Annotated in this window: 13 protein-coding genes; 2 read left to right on the top strand and 11 right to left on the bottom strand. The window is 52.3% G+C overall.

The genetic code is table 11. The features are described 5' to 3' along the window. From ACP7E0_RS01385 to ACP7E0_RS01360, 6 genes are all read right to left on the bottom strand, one after another. A complete protein-coding gene (locus ACP7E0_RS01385; RefSeq protein ID WP_426122473.1) occupies window positions 1-1,032 on the bottom strand; it encodes a hypothetical protein in 1,032 nt (343 codons plus the stop codon). Further along, window positions 1,026-2,462: a hypothetical protein gene (locus ACP7E0_RS01380; protein ID WP_426122472.1), complete on the bottom strand. Its 1,437-nt coding sequence runs from the start codon at window positions 2,460-2,462 to the stop codon at window positions 1,026-1,028. The genes ACP7E0_RS01385 and ACP7E0_RS01380 overlap by 7 nt, the downstream gene beginning before the upstream one ends. Beyond that, a complete protein-coding gene (locus ACP7E0_RS01375) occupies window positions 2,462-3,280 on the bottom strand; it encodes a hypothetical protein (protein ID WP_426122470.1) in 819 nt (272 codons plus the stop codon). Before ACP7E0_RS01375 ends, ACP7E0_RS01380 begins: the two co-directional genes overlap by 1 nt. Beyond that, window positions 3,258-4,715: a hypothetical protein gene (locus ACP7E0_RS01370; RefSeq protein WP_426122469.1), complete on the bottom strand. Its 1,458-nt coding sequence runs from the start codon at window positions 4,713-4,715 to the stop codon at window positions 3,258-3,260. The genes ACP7E0_RS01375 and ACP7E0_RS01370 overlap by 23 nt, the downstream gene beginning before the upstream one ends. Before the next feature lie 835 nt (window positions 4,716-5,550). Further along, complete coding sequence (locus ACP7E0_RS01365; protein ID WP_426122468.1) at window positions 5,551-5,907, bottom strand: hypothetical protein; 357 nt, start codon at window positions 5,905-5,907, stop codon at window positions 5,551-5,553. A 159-nt stretch (window positions 5,908-6,066) separates the two neighbouring features. Next, the gene (locus ACP7E0_RS01360; protein WP_426122467.1) at window positions 6,067-7,854 is read right to left on the bottom strand and encodes a DUF262 domain-containing protein; all 1,788 of its coding nucleotides are present in this window, start codon (window positions 7,852-7,854) and stop codon (window positions 6,067-6,069) included. A 373-nt stretch (window positions 7,855-8,227) separates the two neighbouring features. On the opposite strand from ACP7E0_RS01360, the gene ACP7E0_RS01355 reads away from it, so the two are divergent. Further along, window positions 8,228-9,313, top strand: a complete 1,086-nt coding sequence (locus tag ACP7E0_RS01355; RefSeq protein ID WP_426122466.1) for a CHAT domain-containing protein — start codon at window positions 8,228-8,230, stop codon at window positions 9,311-9,313. Between the two features lie 261 nt (window positions 9,314-9,574). Here the strand turns inward: ACP7E0_RS01355 and ACP7E0_RS01350 are convergent, their stop codons facing one another. The 5 genes from ACP7E0_RS01350 to ACP7E0_RS01330 all read right to left on the bottom strand — a co-directional run bounded on the left by ACP7E0_RS01350 (window position 9,575) and on the right by ACP7E0_RS01330 (window position 13,323). Next, window positions 9,575-11,488: an AAA family ATPase gene (locus ACP7E0_RS01350; protein WP_426122465.1), complete on the bottom strand. Its 1,914-nt coding sequence runs from the start codon at window positions 11,486-11,488 to the stop codon at window positions 9,575-9,577. After that, window positions 11,469-11,999, bottom strand: a complete 531-nt coding sequence (locus ACP7E0_RS01345; RefSeq protein WP_426122464.1) for an ABC-three component system middle component 5 — start codon at window positions 11,997-11,999, stop codon at window positions 11,469-11,471. Before ACP7E0_RS01345 ends, ACP7E0_RS01350 begins: the two co-directional genes overlap by 20 nt. Beyond that, window positions 11,999-12,565 carry an ABC-three component system protein gene (locus ACP7E0_RS01340; RefSeq protein ID WP_426122463.1) on the bottom strand — a complete coding sequence of 189 codons (567 nt, stop codon included), beginning with the start codon at window positions 12,563-12,565 and terminating at the stop codon, window positions 11,999-12,001. Before ACP7E0_RS01340 ends, ACP7E0_RS01345 begins: the two co-directional genes overlap by 1 nt. A gap of 3 nt (window positions 12,566-12,568) precedes the next feature. Further along, window positions 12,569-12,742, bottom strand: coding sequence for a hypothetical protein (locus ACP7E0_RS01335; protein ID WP_426122461.1), 174 nt, complete (start codon window positions 12,740-12,742; stop codon window positions 12,569-12,571). A gap of 215 nt (window positions 12,743-12,957) precedes the next feature. Beyond that, complete coding sequence (locus tag ACP7E0_RS01330; RefSeq protein ID WP_426122460.1) at window positions 12,958-13,323, bottom strand: hypothetical protein; 366 nt, start codon at window positions 13,321-13,323, stop codon at window positions 12,958-12,960. A gap of 171 nt (window positions 13,324-13,494) precedes the next feature. Here ACP7E0_RS01330 and recQ point away from each other — a divergent pair, with 171 nt between their 5' ends. After that, complete coding sequence (recQ, locus tag ACP7E0_RS01325; RefSeq protein ID WP_426122459.1) at window positions 13,495-15,354, top strand: DNA helicase RecQ; 1,860 nt, start codon at window positions 13,495-13,497, stop codon at window positions 15,352-15,354. Window positions 15,355-15,419 lie beyond the last annotated feature (65 nt).

Raw genomic sequence — 15,419 nt, 5'->3', positions numbered from 1 at the left:
CTACGGAGTGATCGACGCGTTTCGACGGCGGATACGGATTTCGATACGGCGGCGGGATTCGACATTCCCCGCCTGCCCCGTTGTCAGAGTGTCGCCCGGCAAAACCAGCTGCGCTGCCGACATTGGCAGTATCGTCGCCCCTTTCAACTTGCCATCGGCTTTCAGAACATTCGCCACTGCGATGGCTCGGGCCAGGCCAAGCCCGGCGTTATCAGCAGGCAGGACTCCTGAAATCGGCTTCTTGCCAGCCAGTACATCGATAAAGCTCTGATCGAGATTTGAGGTAGCACGCGAGATCGGCTGCTCGTCGGTGTGACCGATGACCTCAATGATATCGACCTGATATTGCTGGAGGCTCTGTGCGATCTGGTTTGAAATGGACCCGCGCAGCTTTTCTTCGAATGGCCCAGCCAACGCAGCGCTGCCAGATTGGAAGAAATAGCCTCCTGCTTCACTCAGATTGATGATCGGCGGCCACTCGTGCGGCTTGGTTTGAGCCTGTTTTTGCTCATTCTCCAAGAGGGCCTTCAATCGCTCTGCGAGAACCCTGGCGTCTGTGGTCGAGAGACCACTGTCCTTCACTACCGCCACCGTTTTTTCAAGCTCATCCGCAGCTTTTTGAAGTGCGGCCATATTCTCGGCGGTGACGCCCTCCTCCTTCAACCGCTGGAGTTCTGTGTTGGCGGCAACGAGATCGCGCCATTCCTTTTCGAACTTGGCACGGTCGGCCGGAACGAGGCTGACAGAACGGAGTTGGTTCTCCAGTGCCGCAAGCCGGTCCCTTAACTCTTTCGCGGCCGCCTCCGCCTGCTTGTCCTTTGTTTTAAGGGTAGCCACTTCAATCTTAGACGTCTGCAACGCCTTCTCGGCATCACGCGTCTTGGTTCGCTCCGCATTGATGATCGCCGCCGCCACAAGCAAGAGGCAGAAGACCAGCAACAGCATGGACTCGGCCATAGTTAGGCCAAGGATCAGTCCCCGATTGTATCCCTTGTGCTCCAGCTTCGTGGCCGGTTCAGCGTAGTCTACCATCTCCACAGTTTCCTCGGTTCAGGCTGCTTGTCCGCCGGTTGCGACATTTCTGCCGTCGGTCCATTCGATGTCAGGATTGCAGGCTCCGAAGGAGGCGCTTGGACCGATGGATGACCGTCAAGAATGATTGGATGACCTTTAGGCTCGGTCACTGCAAATGGCGTCGCCTGGAAGAGATCAGGAACATCATGCTGATTGGCCGTGCTCTTGGTAGTCTTTTCCAGCGTGGTCGTCGCGTCACCGATCTTAGCCGATGCCTTGTCCAGAAGATCGGCAGCGGTGCTGACCCTTTTCGCGACTCCGCTTAGTGGCTTGAGAGCAAGTTCGATTTTGTCCCCCATGCCTTCGAACGGTTTAAGCGACGCTTCGATTTTGGCCGGAACCTGGTCCATGGCCTGGTATCCCGCACGCATGGCTTCAGGAAGCTTGTCCAACGGCTTCAGCGATGCGTCCAAACGTTCTGGAAGGCGATCCAATGGGAGAAGGGCCTGCGTCATCCGCTCAGCCTGCTCTCTCGAATTCACGGCCGTTTCGTTGAGCCGTTTAGCCTGAAGCTCACCGAGTTCGGCTATCGCTGCCAAAACGGGGGTCAACTCGACCTTGAGGACATCCTCCGGAAGGCGCATCCCGGCCAGCCGTTCGCCAGCGGCCTCAACCTGCCCGCCAAAGGACGCGATAATCCCGGACAGGCTGTTTGATGTCTCTTGCAGTTTGGCCAACGCTACTTCGGCAAGCTCGTTGTTGGCCTTCGCACGTTCTTCTACGACCTTGTTATTTGCATCCATGATAATGGCAAGCTTCTCTGCTGCTTCCTGGATCGGGCGTATTGCCTCCCTGGAAACAGCCTCGATAGCCTTCTGTACCGCTTCACCGCTCTTTTCGGCCTGACGCGCGATTTCCTCAAAGCCCTCGGAAAGCATCTCGCTGCTTGTACGACGATAGCTAGAGAACTCGCGGGCGGATGAATCGAGTTCGGTCCGGACCTTTCGCGTCATCTCTGCCAATTCATGGCGAACACTTCGCTCGATATCCAAGGGGTCGCGGCGCATCTGGTTAAAGAGGATTCGCAGCGTGATGCCGACGATTGTCGACGTGACCGCGATGCCGAAATTACGGACGATGTCGTCGATGGAGGCGGCATCGGTAAACCTGTAGAGCGAGACACCGAGACTGGAGAGGGTATACAGAAACCCCATGTAATAGAGGTTGTCGCCCGCCTGCTCGTTGTGCAGCCTCAGACCGTTGGCAACGAACGAGAGGCCGAAGTAGAAAAGCATCAGGCAGATCGGAACCGCCGTGACCACGTAGGTATTCCACTCGAACGTCTTTGCCGTCCAAATGAAAGCCATTCCGCCGAAGGTCAGGGCGGCGAAAACGACGATTGGGCCTTTGTTTCGGACGAACGCCTGCAGTTGCTCCCGGGTAGCCATCAGTTCATCCCTTCAAGACGGGTGAATCTCTTCATCTCTCCGTCGTTGACCTTGATCCAAGCCGTCCAGAACTCGGCGATTTGCATCGAGTCAAATTTCAACCCAGGTCTTTGGAACTCCAAAAGTCGAATTTCCGTCCCGTTGAGCGCGGTACGAAACTGGTCGCGGGCGGGAGATTTTTGAAATTTCTGGAAGTCAGCTCCGTCTGCGTACATGGAAAATGCGCTGGTGTGCTCGATCAAGTCTGAGGCGACGACCATTTCTTTCGGGATGTCGCGATAGTTCGGGGAGCCGAAAATATTCAAGTTGATATTCTGGATGCCCGCCATGATCGGCGACTGTTTGCCTGCAGTCCCTTTGCCGATCTCTCCTGCAATCTCATCCAAAGGTCTCTGAAAGCCCTTTTCCCACCTCTCTTTTGCCAGGCGTTTATTCCCGGTGATGTCGTCTTCACTTGATCCGTCCCCAGGGTTGCAGCCGCTGAAGGTCTGGCCAAGCTTACCTTGCTCATCTGTCAGGGCATAAACCTCGATGAGCCCGCCCTCGGGGACGGCCTTGACGATATCTTGGAACTGATTGCGGAGATCGAGCGCCGTGACATCTGAAATAGGGTCTGTGACATCAAGAAGTACCGCCGTGATCGCCTTCGGACCGGTCACGGGGCACATCGTTACTTTGTCCAACTTCGGCTTGGAATTGGCCTCTGCCTGGAACCAGACAAATGCCCCCACCAATCCTATCGAAAAAAGACCAAACAGGATCGTCCCGATAACCAGCCCGGTATTGCTTTCTGAGCTACTTTGTCTGCGTCTGGCCATTTATGTTCCCCGGGAAAATAGTATCAAGCTGGTGATAACGGTCGATGGCAACTGAATATGCCTCCCCAATCCGCTTCACCTGTTCTGTCAGTTCTTGTTGATGCTTGTTGATTTCGACAGCCAGTTCCTGATCGTTCCATTCCTCGTGGACGTGAGGCACAGCATTCAGCCGGTCCATCCTGTAAGTCGTCCCGAAATATTTTGGCTCCGGGCTCGTTCGTGATTTTCGGTTGGCCTCACGATAGATGGTCAAAAGCGAGTTGGCGGCCTGTTCAAGCTGGTTTTGATGTTCGTTGAACAACGAGATCACACGAGCGCGATGGGCAATCGTTGCCTGAAAATCCTGACGGCGATTGCTAAGCTCCCGGATAATATCGTTGACCTTGTTGTTATGGTCGTTACGGATGTCGGTGAGATTTTCGATAAGCTGATCTTTCCGGCTCCGGTAGCGAGTGCGCTTTACGTTGCGTTGCTTCTCTGTCGACGCGAAACCGGGGTAGGGGTCGGTCATAAAGCAGGCGTCAGCGAAGGCCACAATTGAGAAAAGGAGGCCTAGACCGAAGAGCAACCATGATTTCAGGTCAGTCAATCCAGCTGGATTCGTTCGCAATCGCTCAATAACAGCGGTTCCAGCCCCTTCGAAGCTCACCTCAGCGATTTCGCGGTAATGCGCGAGCGCGAGGTTGATACCCACCGCAACGACGACATATGCCGCAAAGGTGAGATAGCCGCCTAACTTGAACACGATGGACCGGTGCGCGAGAAGCTTGGAACAGGCAAGTCCGAGTGCAAGTGCGTACCCAATGTTTACGACGGCAAAGACAAACGCTTCGATGATGCCGCCGACCAGGCCCTGCGAACTGCCTTCCCCGAGAAAGTTGCCGTTCATAATGGTTTCAATTAGGACCAGGAAGACGATAACCGACACCTTGAATGCCCACATTTCGGGACTGGTGATTTTTGCGGCGCGTTCCAGATTATGTTTCTGCTTGAATTTAACGAGCTGGTTTTCGGCAACAAGCATGTCGTCGCGAAGAATATGAAGCTCGTCCTCGCCTCGAACCGCTTCCGCTTTGAAGTCCGAGAGGCTACTTGCGTTTGCACTGCGGATGAGACTGAACTGCCCTTGAAAATCCAGGCTCTTCAAACGATCAGAAAAATGATCGAAACGGTCTTCCAAAATTTGATAAGAAGCCTTCTTCTCGGCTTCGACCTTCGCCACGATCCGCTGCTCTGTATCATCAAGCGCCCGGGCGGCCTTTGGGGGCAGGTTCGCGGAGCCGCTTTCAGCCCCACGCTCCAGAAGTTCGAGGGTTCGGCTCACTTTCTCAACTTCGATAATCGGAAAAACATCGGTCGTAGACCGAAAATCATGATTGGACTCTCGGACAGTTTCCCAGAGTCGGTTCAGTGCTTCAAATCGAGGGACGGCCATTTGCTTCCGAACTAACGTGGTTACCATAGGTTATTGGTAGCAACTCGGTAACGCATAGATTGTCCTTGGTCCAGAACATGGTTTAAAAAAGGTTAACCGACGGACATTGACCATCATGACGGTGGCGACGACTGCCCGCAACCTCCCGGTAGCAAGCCTACGAAACAGGGCTAAAACCACGGAACCTCCTTGCACCACTCCAGGCCAGAAACCCGCTAAAGCTACGGACTCCCTAGTCTTTAACGATTGCGAAGATAGATAATGCAATGGTCGTGTTCGGAGACTTTTAAACCTCTGCGTTGTATATGCAGTGATCGGCAAACGATCACGCGCCGACCACCCGACATGATAGTGCGGTCGACGAAAACTGTCGCATTCGTGAATATTAAGACGCCTGCCATCAACCACGTCCTACCTTTCGAGGTGCTACGCCCCACTGTTGTTCACGGCCTCCAAACGCTAGCTCGATTGCGAAACTTCGGGTTAAACGCGGACGTCAGGCGATTGATAATCAGCGCACTTTAGGCTCTTTATCAGTTTTATGTCCTCACCTATTCGCACTGACCCGTACCATTTGGACAGCCCGTTTTCCTAATCTTCTCCTGACGGACTTCAGTAACTCTCGGCGGCTTCAAGAGCATTCGCCCCACTAACCGTACAAAATAAAGTGCTTTAGCAATTGGAAAATCAATTGTCGGCCCCGTTGACCCACCGCCAACGCCGTTGTCAACTGCCCAAAGTAGGACCACATTGACTAACTCTCGTCACCGTAACGCCTCCCCCTGCCCGTCGCGATTTTGAGGCTAAGTGCCGAGTCGGAGACAAATTTTCTAGCTTAGTGAACGCTCCGCATTGGCGGGGATAATAGTCCGACTGCCTTGTCGGCAATAAGCTTCATCTTCTCCCATTCCGGCATGTTTTTCTCACCAATACGTTCCTGTATGGCCATCAGCATCCAGCCTGCTGCTTCGATTTCCTCCGCTTCCTTATGCTCTTGGAACTTCCGGAGGCATGCGACGATGCGGGGTCGGGGCGAACCGGCCGACAGCGGGATTGATGCCGCGAACGTCTTCGCAATAAAATAAGCTTCGGAAATACGCTGGCGGTCGCCTGGATTGCTTCTGACGATGACATTAAGGCTGAAGATCAGGGTTTCCAGCAAATGGTTGGTTTCGTCGTCAGCGCTGAACATATGCAATCCCCATCCTGTTGATGGGGATTTTAGCGGATCAAAGTCGAAGCTTGCAACCACTGATTGGATGAATGCCCTCCAATTCCTGCCTCCCGAAATTTTCGGGTTAGGAACATCACAAAAACGGAATCTGTCGTGAGTGTCTCGTCGGAATTGCGTTCAAGGAACAGGCCATCGTGTAACGGCAATGGCGGCCAGTTCCTTTGAGCGTGCGTCTACCTGGGGAAAGCGAAAGTGCGTGTGTTTCGAAAGTGCTTTGGTCAGCAAGATCGACGATTTTTGATAATTGTTTTTCTTGGCGTCGAATGGATTATTTGATGCAATGATGTTCAAGGCTCCTGCGAACAACGTCAAGTTGCCGATCCGTCCGACATTTCGGGTGTGTCGATGGACGGCTTTGTCGCCCAGATACAACAACCATCCCTCTTGTTCTGGTCTGTTTCGTCTGGGTTGAATTTTTTGCGGAATAATGTGTTCAACGTGAACTTCGTCGCTGCCCAAGACAGCCAGCTCTTGGTGCTCACCATGCTTTGCGATTTCAAACTGTTCCAGACAGTACCTAGCACGCTCGATGATATTGGCTGGATATTGAGCAGATGCAAAATCCTCCTGAAACTTTTCGTCCGTCGGCGTGTATTCCCGATAGCTTTCGATGAGATCAGGCAATGGATTTAGGGGATCGATTTCGCAGAGGTGCGCAAACAGCGTTTCTGTCTCGTTTGCTCGTTCGCGACATACATGCCTGCGAACCAGGAAGTTTTCCGTCAGCTTGAGGACTTTGACAAAGGTGGCGTCATCAATACCTCCAACCCGCAGGTGCATCAGAAATCCGTAGGCCTGCGTCGCCTTAATCATCCGGAGGTTTCTCAGGTGCCGATCAATCTTCTTCTGACCGGTGTCGCCTGAGATCAACTCCCCATATGCCTTGCCCGCGCTGACCAGATTTGCAAGAAACTCTTTGAATGTGATCTGGGTAGTCGCCTTTGCATATTCTTCAAGCTTTTCCTTAACCTCATCGACGCCCTCGCTCTCATCTTCTTCCGCCTCCTCGTCCCAGTAATAATAGGCACGATCAGGCAGTTTGTCCGTTTCGATAACTTCGCTCATAAAAAACCAACGGAAGTCCTCAATCACTTTCGATTTGGTCACCCTCGCCTGGAGTTTAGAGATGAGAAAGTAGCGGAAAAAGGAATCTGCGTCGGTACCATCAAGATGGGTCATAAGCGTCGACCAGCTCTTCTTCGCCGTTTCAAGCTGATCATCACCAAATCGGGCAGCATTGCCGAGCATGAAATTCTTTATGATGTCCGTCAGGCTGAGTTTCAGGCCTCGATTGTTGATAGTTTCGAACAGCTTGAAAGCATCCTTGGCGTTGGAGACGTCAAGCCGGACGATGATCGCGTCGCTGATAAGTTTGTAGGCAAACTTGGAAATGTCTTCAGCAGCCGTACCGTTGACCCATTCTCTCGCGCTCTCAAAGACCCTTCGCAAATTCTCGTTCAGGAACGTCTGTCCGTGGCCCGGTGGCTTTTCCAGGTGCTGCTTGAACTCCTCCGCATCCATTGTATCGAGCTTGATTTTCGCCAGAGCAGGACCATCGTAGGTTTTGCATCTCAACAGGCGCGAAATTTCTTGCACACGGTCGGTGTTTCCTTCCGCTTCAAACCTCTCGCGAAGGCATTCCAGGAGTACGCTGATTGTCGTCAGTCGCTGCTGGCCATCCACCAATTCGAGCGTATTCAGTCCCCCGCTGTGCGCCCGGGTCAAACACACGATGCTTCCCAGTAGATGGCCGTCGTTGGTCTCGATCATCTCGATGTCGTTTATGAGCTGGCGGAGCTGCTCAGGCCTCCAAGAATATCGACGTTGATAGGAAGGAATTAAAAACTGCTCGTTCTGAGTGCCCAAGAGGTTGGAAACACTCAGCGCGTGGGGTTGAATTCTCATTTATGTCTCGACCTGGTTGAATAACAAGGCTGGACCCTATGGTTGCATATGTAAAAATCACGTTATCATCGTTGTGTATTCTAAGCTCAACGCCTTGAAAGAAACTCAACGCGCCAAGACGGGGACGGCACACCCGCTTATTTTTCTCTATCCCAGAACACCGCACTGGAATTGTTCAGTCCCCCACCGCAGAAATGACCAGCCGATTCTCTGACCGCCGCGAGCCTCTCCGCAACACGACTTAGCCTACATTTTGTAATAACCTTTAACTATCAATTATTTACAGTTAAAAATGATTCAAGTTACAATCACCCGATTCAAAATGTGAACTTGAAGATATGGGGCAGACCTGTCCCATAGACAGGAGGACTTGATGGCCCGTTCTGACACACTTCGCAGTGAAATCGCCCGTCTTCAGAAGTCAGAGGCCGATCTCCAGAGAGATATTAGCAAAGTAGAAGGCGCAGCGGCGTCCGCACGTGCAGCTTCGTCGAAGAAACGCGGTGACGCCCTGAGAACGAAATCCGACACGACGCGACGCTCGAACCTCCGAGCCGCCGAAGCTGAAGATAAGAAGCACGTGGCTGCGGAAAAGAAGATCGCCGACCTGAAGGCGAGGCTCGCAAGGAATGCCAGAGACCAGGCAGCGAAACAGAGGTCGCTGTCAGCTGCCGAAAAGACAATCTCGCAAGCCGCAGGCCGGGCTTTAACAAAGCGGCGTCAGGAGGATATCAAGCATGCCAGGGAGGTCTCCCGGCTAACCTCGCCCGCTGTGCGCTACGTAGAGGTCCCCGCTCCGAAGCCAGAAAAGCTTCGCGTTCTCTATCTGACGTCGAACCCAGAGGCGACCGAGACGGAATATACGACGCCCGATGGCGTGGCGGTTAAGGAGAGCTATTGGCTGCGGACCGAGGCTGAGGTCCGACAGGTCAAAAATGCTTTGCGGGGCTCCAAATACCGCGACCTCATCGAGCTTGAACACAAACCGGCCGCGACGTTCCAAGACCTTCTGGACGGCATCAATGACCATCGGCCGCATATCGTTCATTTTTCCGGACACGGCGGCGGGCAGTCAGTCTTCCTGGAGAATGGAAGTGCCGATGCCCCTGAGGCCAGAGCATTGCCATTCGATCTCCTGATGGAAGTCCTTGCCTCTACCGACTCCCCTCCGATCATGCTGGTGATGAACGCATGCGACACGCTCGATGGGGCAGAAATGATCTTGCCTGCTGTACCCGTCGTCGTGGCGATGGCCGAACCAATTGGAGATGCGGCGGCCAGTGTTTTCGCGACGCAGTTTTATGCAGCGATTGCTGGTGCGCAATCGGTGGGTTCAGCACTCCGTCAGGCCAAAGCAAGCATGCGTGCGGCACTGTTCGAAGATGCAAATCTGCCCCAACACGTTGCGCGAGACGGGATTAATGTCGACAGCCTGATACTGGTGAACAACAAGGTTTGACATGATTGAGCTGGGCCTGGTGATGTGAAATTCGCGCTTCCAGCAATAGCATGGCATTCGAGACGGCCGCCGCGAGAACGATATCCCCGTAAATACATGGCGATAATGCAAGTTTTTCAAGCCGCAAAGGCGTGATCATTGGAAGTTGGTGTGCCTTAACTTCTAACGCCTCGATGGAGAGTTTTGCGTTCCTGATGTCCAATAAGATGCGTTATCGGACTCCAGTAAGTAGACCGTTCCGAGCACCAATACTGGCCGAAATTATTGGCGGACCTTCAGCGTGCGGTTGGTATGCGTGTAATACTCACCGACGGTGTATTCAGGCGTGTCCAGCTCTTCAGCGATCATAGATGTGGCGATTATTATTTGATGTTTAGAAACTGCTTGTCGGGACATGTTCCGAAGTAAAGTTTGAAAGTTCTTACTCCTGTCGGGCTCCATCCCCTTATCCTCAACAGTATCCATTATAAGAATGCGCGGATGAGAGAACATTGGATCGTTTGCCGCAGCAAATAGGAACGATGCCAGGAAGCTATTTTTTAGATAAACCATCGAACTGGCTGAAAAGAAACTGTCTCCATTCACCGCAATTCGGTTTCCATCGAATTCGAAATCGACACTCCTGGCATTGTCAAACGTGCTCTGTCGCGAAAGGTCGGACTTCAATAAGCTAATCGTAATGCTTTCAATTTTCTGACGAGCGGCCGCGACTCTTTCCTTCGTCCTGTTATTTTCATGCTTGATCACAGCTTCAAGGGTGTCCAGTTCCTGCTGCAGCTTCTCTCGTTCAGCGGTCAGCTCTTCGAGCTGGGCTATAACCTCACTCTTCCCGGCTAATTCTTCGAGTTGCTTGATCAGGTAACCTGCTTCCCTGTTAAGGCGTCGAAGGTTGGATCGAATCTCAGTAGTCGGAGTTTTGACAGCAACAGTATAGTGGCGATTTGCTTGTTCCCACAACTCCCTCACGCTTGCGAGCTTCGCCCGCAACTCGCGGACTTCCGTTTCGCGCACGGCTTGAAGTTCGAGTGATTGATCTTTTTGTCGAGAAAACTCGTTGATAAGTTTTAATGAACGAGACCGCGTTCGAGACCGGTCGAATGGTTCCTTACAAAGCGCACAAGCTCCATCGACGCCATGATTGTGCACAGGCTCCAGGCACGACGGGCAGAACTGGAAGTCTAGTTGCTCGAACTCTTCAATTACAGCATGAGAGTTTTGCAACTGGAAAAGCCGAGCATCAATCGCTTGGATAAACTGAGCCGAATCGGCTTGCTCGACCTGCTTGATATTGATCTCTTGTTCAATCTCAGCGATTTCTCCTTGCAGCGATACTATCCGCTGGTAGGTTTCATCCTGGTCGTTGAGCGTCAGGCGATCATCGAACTGAGCATGGAAAATCTCATCTTCCAGCCGTTCAATCTCAGCGTTCGTTGAATTAAGGTCGCCGTTGACCTTGGCACTTTCAGCTTCAAGCCACTCACGTGTCAGCGGCGTACGTTGGCGGGAATGGAGAGCAATCGTTGAACGGATTCTTGCGGAGACCTCACCGAACTCCTTCCCCGCCTCACCCGACCTGATCACAGCCCTATAATATCTGTCGCTAAACGCGCCGCACAACAAGTCCCCAACTGTTTGACGCGTTACGGCATCGTCGAACTGCTGAAATCGGAAAATCCTGTCAATCGGACTTATCTGATCTGCATAGACTAACCGCAGCACCTGGTTCATTGTGATTTTACTCTGGCTTTCACCAGTCTGAACTTCAGGCAAGCCTAGAAAGCGGAAAAGAACTTGGGAAAAGCTGTCCTTGCTGCCGCGAGCGTAGGGAAATACCTCCCACCCTTCCGAGGCCGAACCCAGTGCATCATCCATTTCACCGATGAAAATACGCATCGGACGTTGAGCCTGCGGTACTATTTCACGAGAGAGTGTAACGGGCTTTTCATTTATGGAGGCTTGGAGATAGATCGTCTCGCAGTTCAAGGCAATTTCACGCCAATCGAACAGATCACCACCAAGGCCATAAAACAGGAAATCCATGATCGTGGATTTGCCCGAAGAATTCTCGCCTCGAATTATGTTGAGGCCAGCATGGAAGCGTTCATCGAAGACGCGCTGGCCTCGTCCGAACACCACCAGGCGCTCCACCATCAAATTAGGTTGGAATGTAGTCATAGCGAAACTCTTCGAGACCGGTCTTTGCTTTTAGGCCCGTTGCACCAGTAATCGGAAGTAAATCCAAAAAACCTTTTATGAAGCCAAACAGAACCGCGTTTGATGTGACATGATTTCTTACGTTATCGGCGATAGCCTGCGGAACTTCATTGTCTTTTCTTACGATCTTCTCCTCTTCAAAATCATGAAGAGAGAGATATCCGTAGGAACATAAACTATTGAGCGCCGCCATTTGCGCAGGCCGCATCCTTTTGAACATGATCCTCTTTTCAGGAATATGTTCATAGGAGTTCTGACGATACTCCCGCCGAACACGGTTCAACTCTTTTACAAAGCCGGGGATTTTCGTCACCCCTTCGATCTCGGAAACCATCCAAGGGAAACATACGAAGAAATCATACATAAGCAGCCGCTCAAGGTCGTATGCAGAGACACCATTTCCATCAAGTAAGCAAAATGTTCGAAATACTGCGTGGAATGGGTCTTGAGCAGCACTGTAGGAAATGTACATCAGTGCCACCTGACGTAACATTTATCGGCGAGCCAGTATATCATGCCTCTGACGTGCGTACGGTTGATAAGGAAAACTTCGCTACCTTCGCCAATCTCCGAGAATATTTTACCAATAATGTCGTCATCGATTATCTTTTGAACATCTCCAAAATCCATTTCATGTATGTGAGGACATATCTTTTCGTCGAAGACATCATAGATGATGGACAGAAAATATGCGAAAAGTTCCTGCGCCGAGCTAAACTCTTGAAACTTCATCAAAAGCTTTGAAAACTCTTCCTTCTTCTGCAGCGCGGAATAATAGTCGATTTTAAACCCGGACTTTTCTATTTTGTCCTTAAGTCCGACTACATCCACTTCATCTCTGCGGTCGACGAAAAATTGCAGACTTTGAACGAACTTGTTATGTACGTCCTTATTTTCAGAAGAAATTTGGATTTCGAGCCGTTTTAACCACCCAGATACTTGGGAACTGCCAAAGGAGTGGTAGTGCTTTACAATATCACGACCAGCTTGATCGCCATGCACTACCGACTTGGATTGATTTGAAAGTGTCGTTTCCATTCGTTATTTTTTGATATCGCGTCCTGCCTGATCGCCACCTACATGGCTATTTCTCTGATCAGAGAAATTGGCATTACGCCCCATGCGTAGCTTTTGAACGCTCAGGGTGACACCGCACCCCAGCAGGAAGCCGATGACGGTCGAGAAGACGTCAATGTACTGATTTATAATATCCATTTAAACCCCCCATCCATCTCGACTAGCACAGGTCCGTTCTGGTTGAAAGAGGGTTCATATCCCACCAGCGCTTGTGCTGACACACACGATACCTCACTCTTCATATATTGGCCGGGCGAGCATAGAAGCGGTTCGAGTAGCACGGAGAACTATTCGCGAGAACGCCATGCCCCTCTTCCACCTAAATTGATTCGGCCTGAGGCACCCCGGGTAAGCTATTTTATTTCACCCTTAAGCCCGGGGAAGTCACGTGTAACAAGTATGTAGGTTACCGTCCCACCGCCTGGCCGATGATATGGGTACTCAATGGTCGTCTGAAGGCCTACGCGCGCGCCTACTGAATCTATCCCGGCTGCAACGCCGCCCAGCCATTCCTGAATATCCTCAAATGACTGGAAATCTATCTGACGGCGACGAATGACGCTATAAGCACCGTTCAGCATCGCATGCCCCATGGCAAGGGCGTTCTCTAATGGGTCGAAATGCGGTTTATGCACGACCATTTCAGCCGCACCTGCCTCCGCCCCTTCCGCAAAACCGACTTCATACCAGTTTACAGTCGATGGTTTTGCGTCAGTCATCTTAGCCCCCGAAACCTCGCCACATTTTTCTGTATCACAGCGGCCCGTCGGAAAGCCGATAGGCGAATCGTGATAAACATGAAAGAGGCTAAGCAGCTCTTTTGACCGTAGGTGATGCCGGTCGCTCACATATATGCGAAATCCACCAGTTCGAAGATACGCAGATAACCAATGCACTCTACCAATCAGAAATCTGACATCACAGCGCTTTTCGACCCAAAGGTGATCGAGAAGCCGCTCGACGCCCTTCGACGCATCTGGGGATATCAGGACTTTCGCGGAAAACAGGCAGACGTCATCCGCCATATTTTGGCTGGCAACGATGCGCTTGTGCTCTTCCCTACCGGCAAAGGTAAATCACTTTGCTTTCAACTACCCGGCGTGTGCCTTCCTGGGGTGACGGTGGTCGTCTCGCCGCTCGTAGCGCTGATGAGAGACCAGGTTGAAGAGTTGAAGGCTCTGGGAGTTGAAGCTGAGTGCCTTTGGTCACAGCAATCCGAAGAAGAGTCGCGGGCGATCAGGTCGAAACTTCGCGCTGGAAAGCTAAAGCTTATCTACGTAACGCCAGAACGTGTGGTTCTTCCGGGCTTTGCTGATCTCTTTGGCACCGTGCCGATCTCTTTGATCGCAATCGATGAATGCCATTGCGTCAGCAGCTGGGGCCACAACTTCCGCAAAGATTACCTCGGCCTGGCTAAGCTGAAGGAGCTTTATCCTGGGGTTCCCCGCATCGCCCTCACCGCCACGGCCGATCCGCACACGCGTGATGATATCATCCGCCAGCTGGAACTCGACGATGCCGTCATCTTTATGGATAGCTTCGACCGACCTAACATAAGCTATCACATTGCCGAGCGGGACAATGCTCGGACACAGCTACTCCGGTTCCTCCAGCGCCACGACGGCTCCAGCGGTATCGTCTACTGCCTATCCCGTCGAAAGGTCGAAGAGACCGCCATTTGGCTCAACGACCACGGGATCAAGGCGCGGCCTTACCACGCGGGCATGGACCCTAACGTCAAAGCGCAGAACCAGGACGCATTCCGAATGGAGGAGGAACTTTGTCTGGTCGCCACTGTCGCGTTCGGCATGGGAATCAACAAGCCGAACGTTCGCTACGTCGCACACTTAGACCTGCCCTCCTCTTTGGAGGGCTATTATCAGGAGACCGGCCGCGCTGGGCGTGATGGGCTACCATCTGAGGCGCTCATGATCTACGGCATGCAAGACATCGTTCAACGTCAAAGGATGATTGATGAAGGTGACGCAACAGATGAGATCAAGCGGATCGAGCGGGCGAAGCTAAGTGCCTTGCTCGGCATCTGCGAGACCGCTGGGTGCCGACGAAGAGCCATCCTTTCGCACTTCGGAGAGTCTGCCCCTGCGCATTGCGGCAACTGCGACACTTGTAAGAACCCCGTCGAGACTTGGGACGGCAGCGAAGCTTCCATCAAAGCGCTGGCCGCTATCTATCGCACTGGAGAACGTTTCGGTGCTGCTCATGTGATCGACGTACTATTGGGGAAGCCCACTGAGCGGGCGCAAAAATTCGGACATGATGAGCTAGCCGTTTTCGGCGTCGGCAAGGAGTTGTCCGTCCATGCCTGGCAATCCGTTGTCAGACAGCTCTTGGCGCTTGGCTACATCCGGGTCGCCCATGACGAATACGGGGCGTTGAAATTGGAGCCGTCGGCGCATGCTGTCTTCAAGAAAGAAGTCGCGGTAGTCCTTCGTCGAGACACAATCGATGCCGTCCGGAAACGGGAACGTGGAAAACCTGTCGCTTCGGCAGCCAGATCGGGACTAGCTACGGAAGATGAGCGGCTGTTCCAGGCCTTACGAGCCAAGAGGCTGGCGATTTCCAAGGAACTGGGTGTCGCTCCGTACGTCGTATTCCCCGATACAACACTCATAGCGTTTGCGACCATTCGCCCTAGGACGGAAAAGGAGATGTTGGCAATATCTGGAGTGGGAGCGACAAAGTTTTCGCGTTATGGTCTGCAATTCATGGAGATCATTGCGGACGGTTAACTGCGTATTGACGAGCACGCTGCAGATACTCAGTCAGACCAGCCGAAAAAGCTCTTCACGGTATT

It is taken from the genome of Pararhizobium sp. PWRC1-1, assembly GCF_049897905.1.
Taxonomy (GTDB): Bacteria; Pseudomonadota; Alphaproteobacteria; order Rhizobiales; family Rhizobiaceae; genus Pararhizobium.
Note: the sequence above shows the minus strand (reverse complement) of the source record. Positions and strands in the feature narration are given on the sequence as shown.

Bases quoted from the DNA above. Each gene is read 5' to 3' on its own strand.
- ACP7E0_RS01385 (WP_426122473.1), bottom strand. From the start codon at position 1,032: ATGGTAGACTACGCTGAACCGGCCACGAAGCTGGAGCACAAGGGATAC.
- ACP7E0_RS01380 (WP_426122472.1), bottom strand. From the start codon at position 2,462: ATGGCTACCCGGGAGCAACTGCAGGCGTTCGTCCGAAACAAAGGCCCA.
- ACP7E0_RS01375 (WP_426122470.1), bottom strand. From the start codon at position 3,280: ATGGCCAGACGCAGACAAAGTAGCTCAGAAAGCAATACCGGGCTGGTT.
- ACP7E0_RS01370 (WP_426122469.1), bottom strand. From the start codon at position 4,715: ATGGCCGTCCCTCGATTTGAAGCACTGAACCGACTCTGGGAAACTGTC.
- ACP7E0_RS01365 (WP_426122468.1), bottom strand. From the start codon at position 5,907: ATGTTCAGCGCTGACGACGAAACCAACCATTTGCTGGAAACCCTGATC.
- ACP7E0_RS01360 (WP_426122467.1), bottom strand. From the start codon at position 7,854: ATGAGAATTCAACCCCACGCGCTGAGTGTTTCCAACCTCTTGGGCACT.
- ACP7E0_RS01355 (WP_426122466.1), top strand. From the start codon at position 8,228: ATGGCCCGTTCTGACACACTTCGCAGTGAAATCGCCCGTCTTCAGAAG.
- ACP7E0_RS01350 (WP_426122465.1), bottom strand. From the start codon at position 11,488: ATGACTACATTCCAACCTAATTTGATGGTGGAGCGCCTGGTGGTGTTC.
- ACP7E0_RS01345 (WP_426122464.1), bottom strand. From the start codon at position 11,999: ATGTACATTTCCTACAGTGCTGCTCAAGACCCATTCCACGCAGTATTT.
- ACP7E0_RS01340 (WP_426122463.1), bottom strand. From the start codon at position 12,565: ATGGAAACGACACTTTCAAATCAATCCAAGTCGGTAGTGCATGGCGAT.
- ACP7E0_RS01335 (WP_426122461.1), bottom strand. From the start codon at position 12,742: ATGGATATTATAAATCAGTACATTGACGTCTTCTCGACCGTCATCGGC.
- ACP7E0_RS01330 (WP_426122460.1), bottom strand. From the start codon at position 13,323: ATGACTGACGCAAAACCATCGACTGTAAACTGGTATGAAGTCGGTTTT.
- recQ (WP_426122459.1), top strand. From the start codon at position 13,495: ATGCACTCTACCAATCAGAAATCTGACATCACAGCGCTTTTCGACCCA.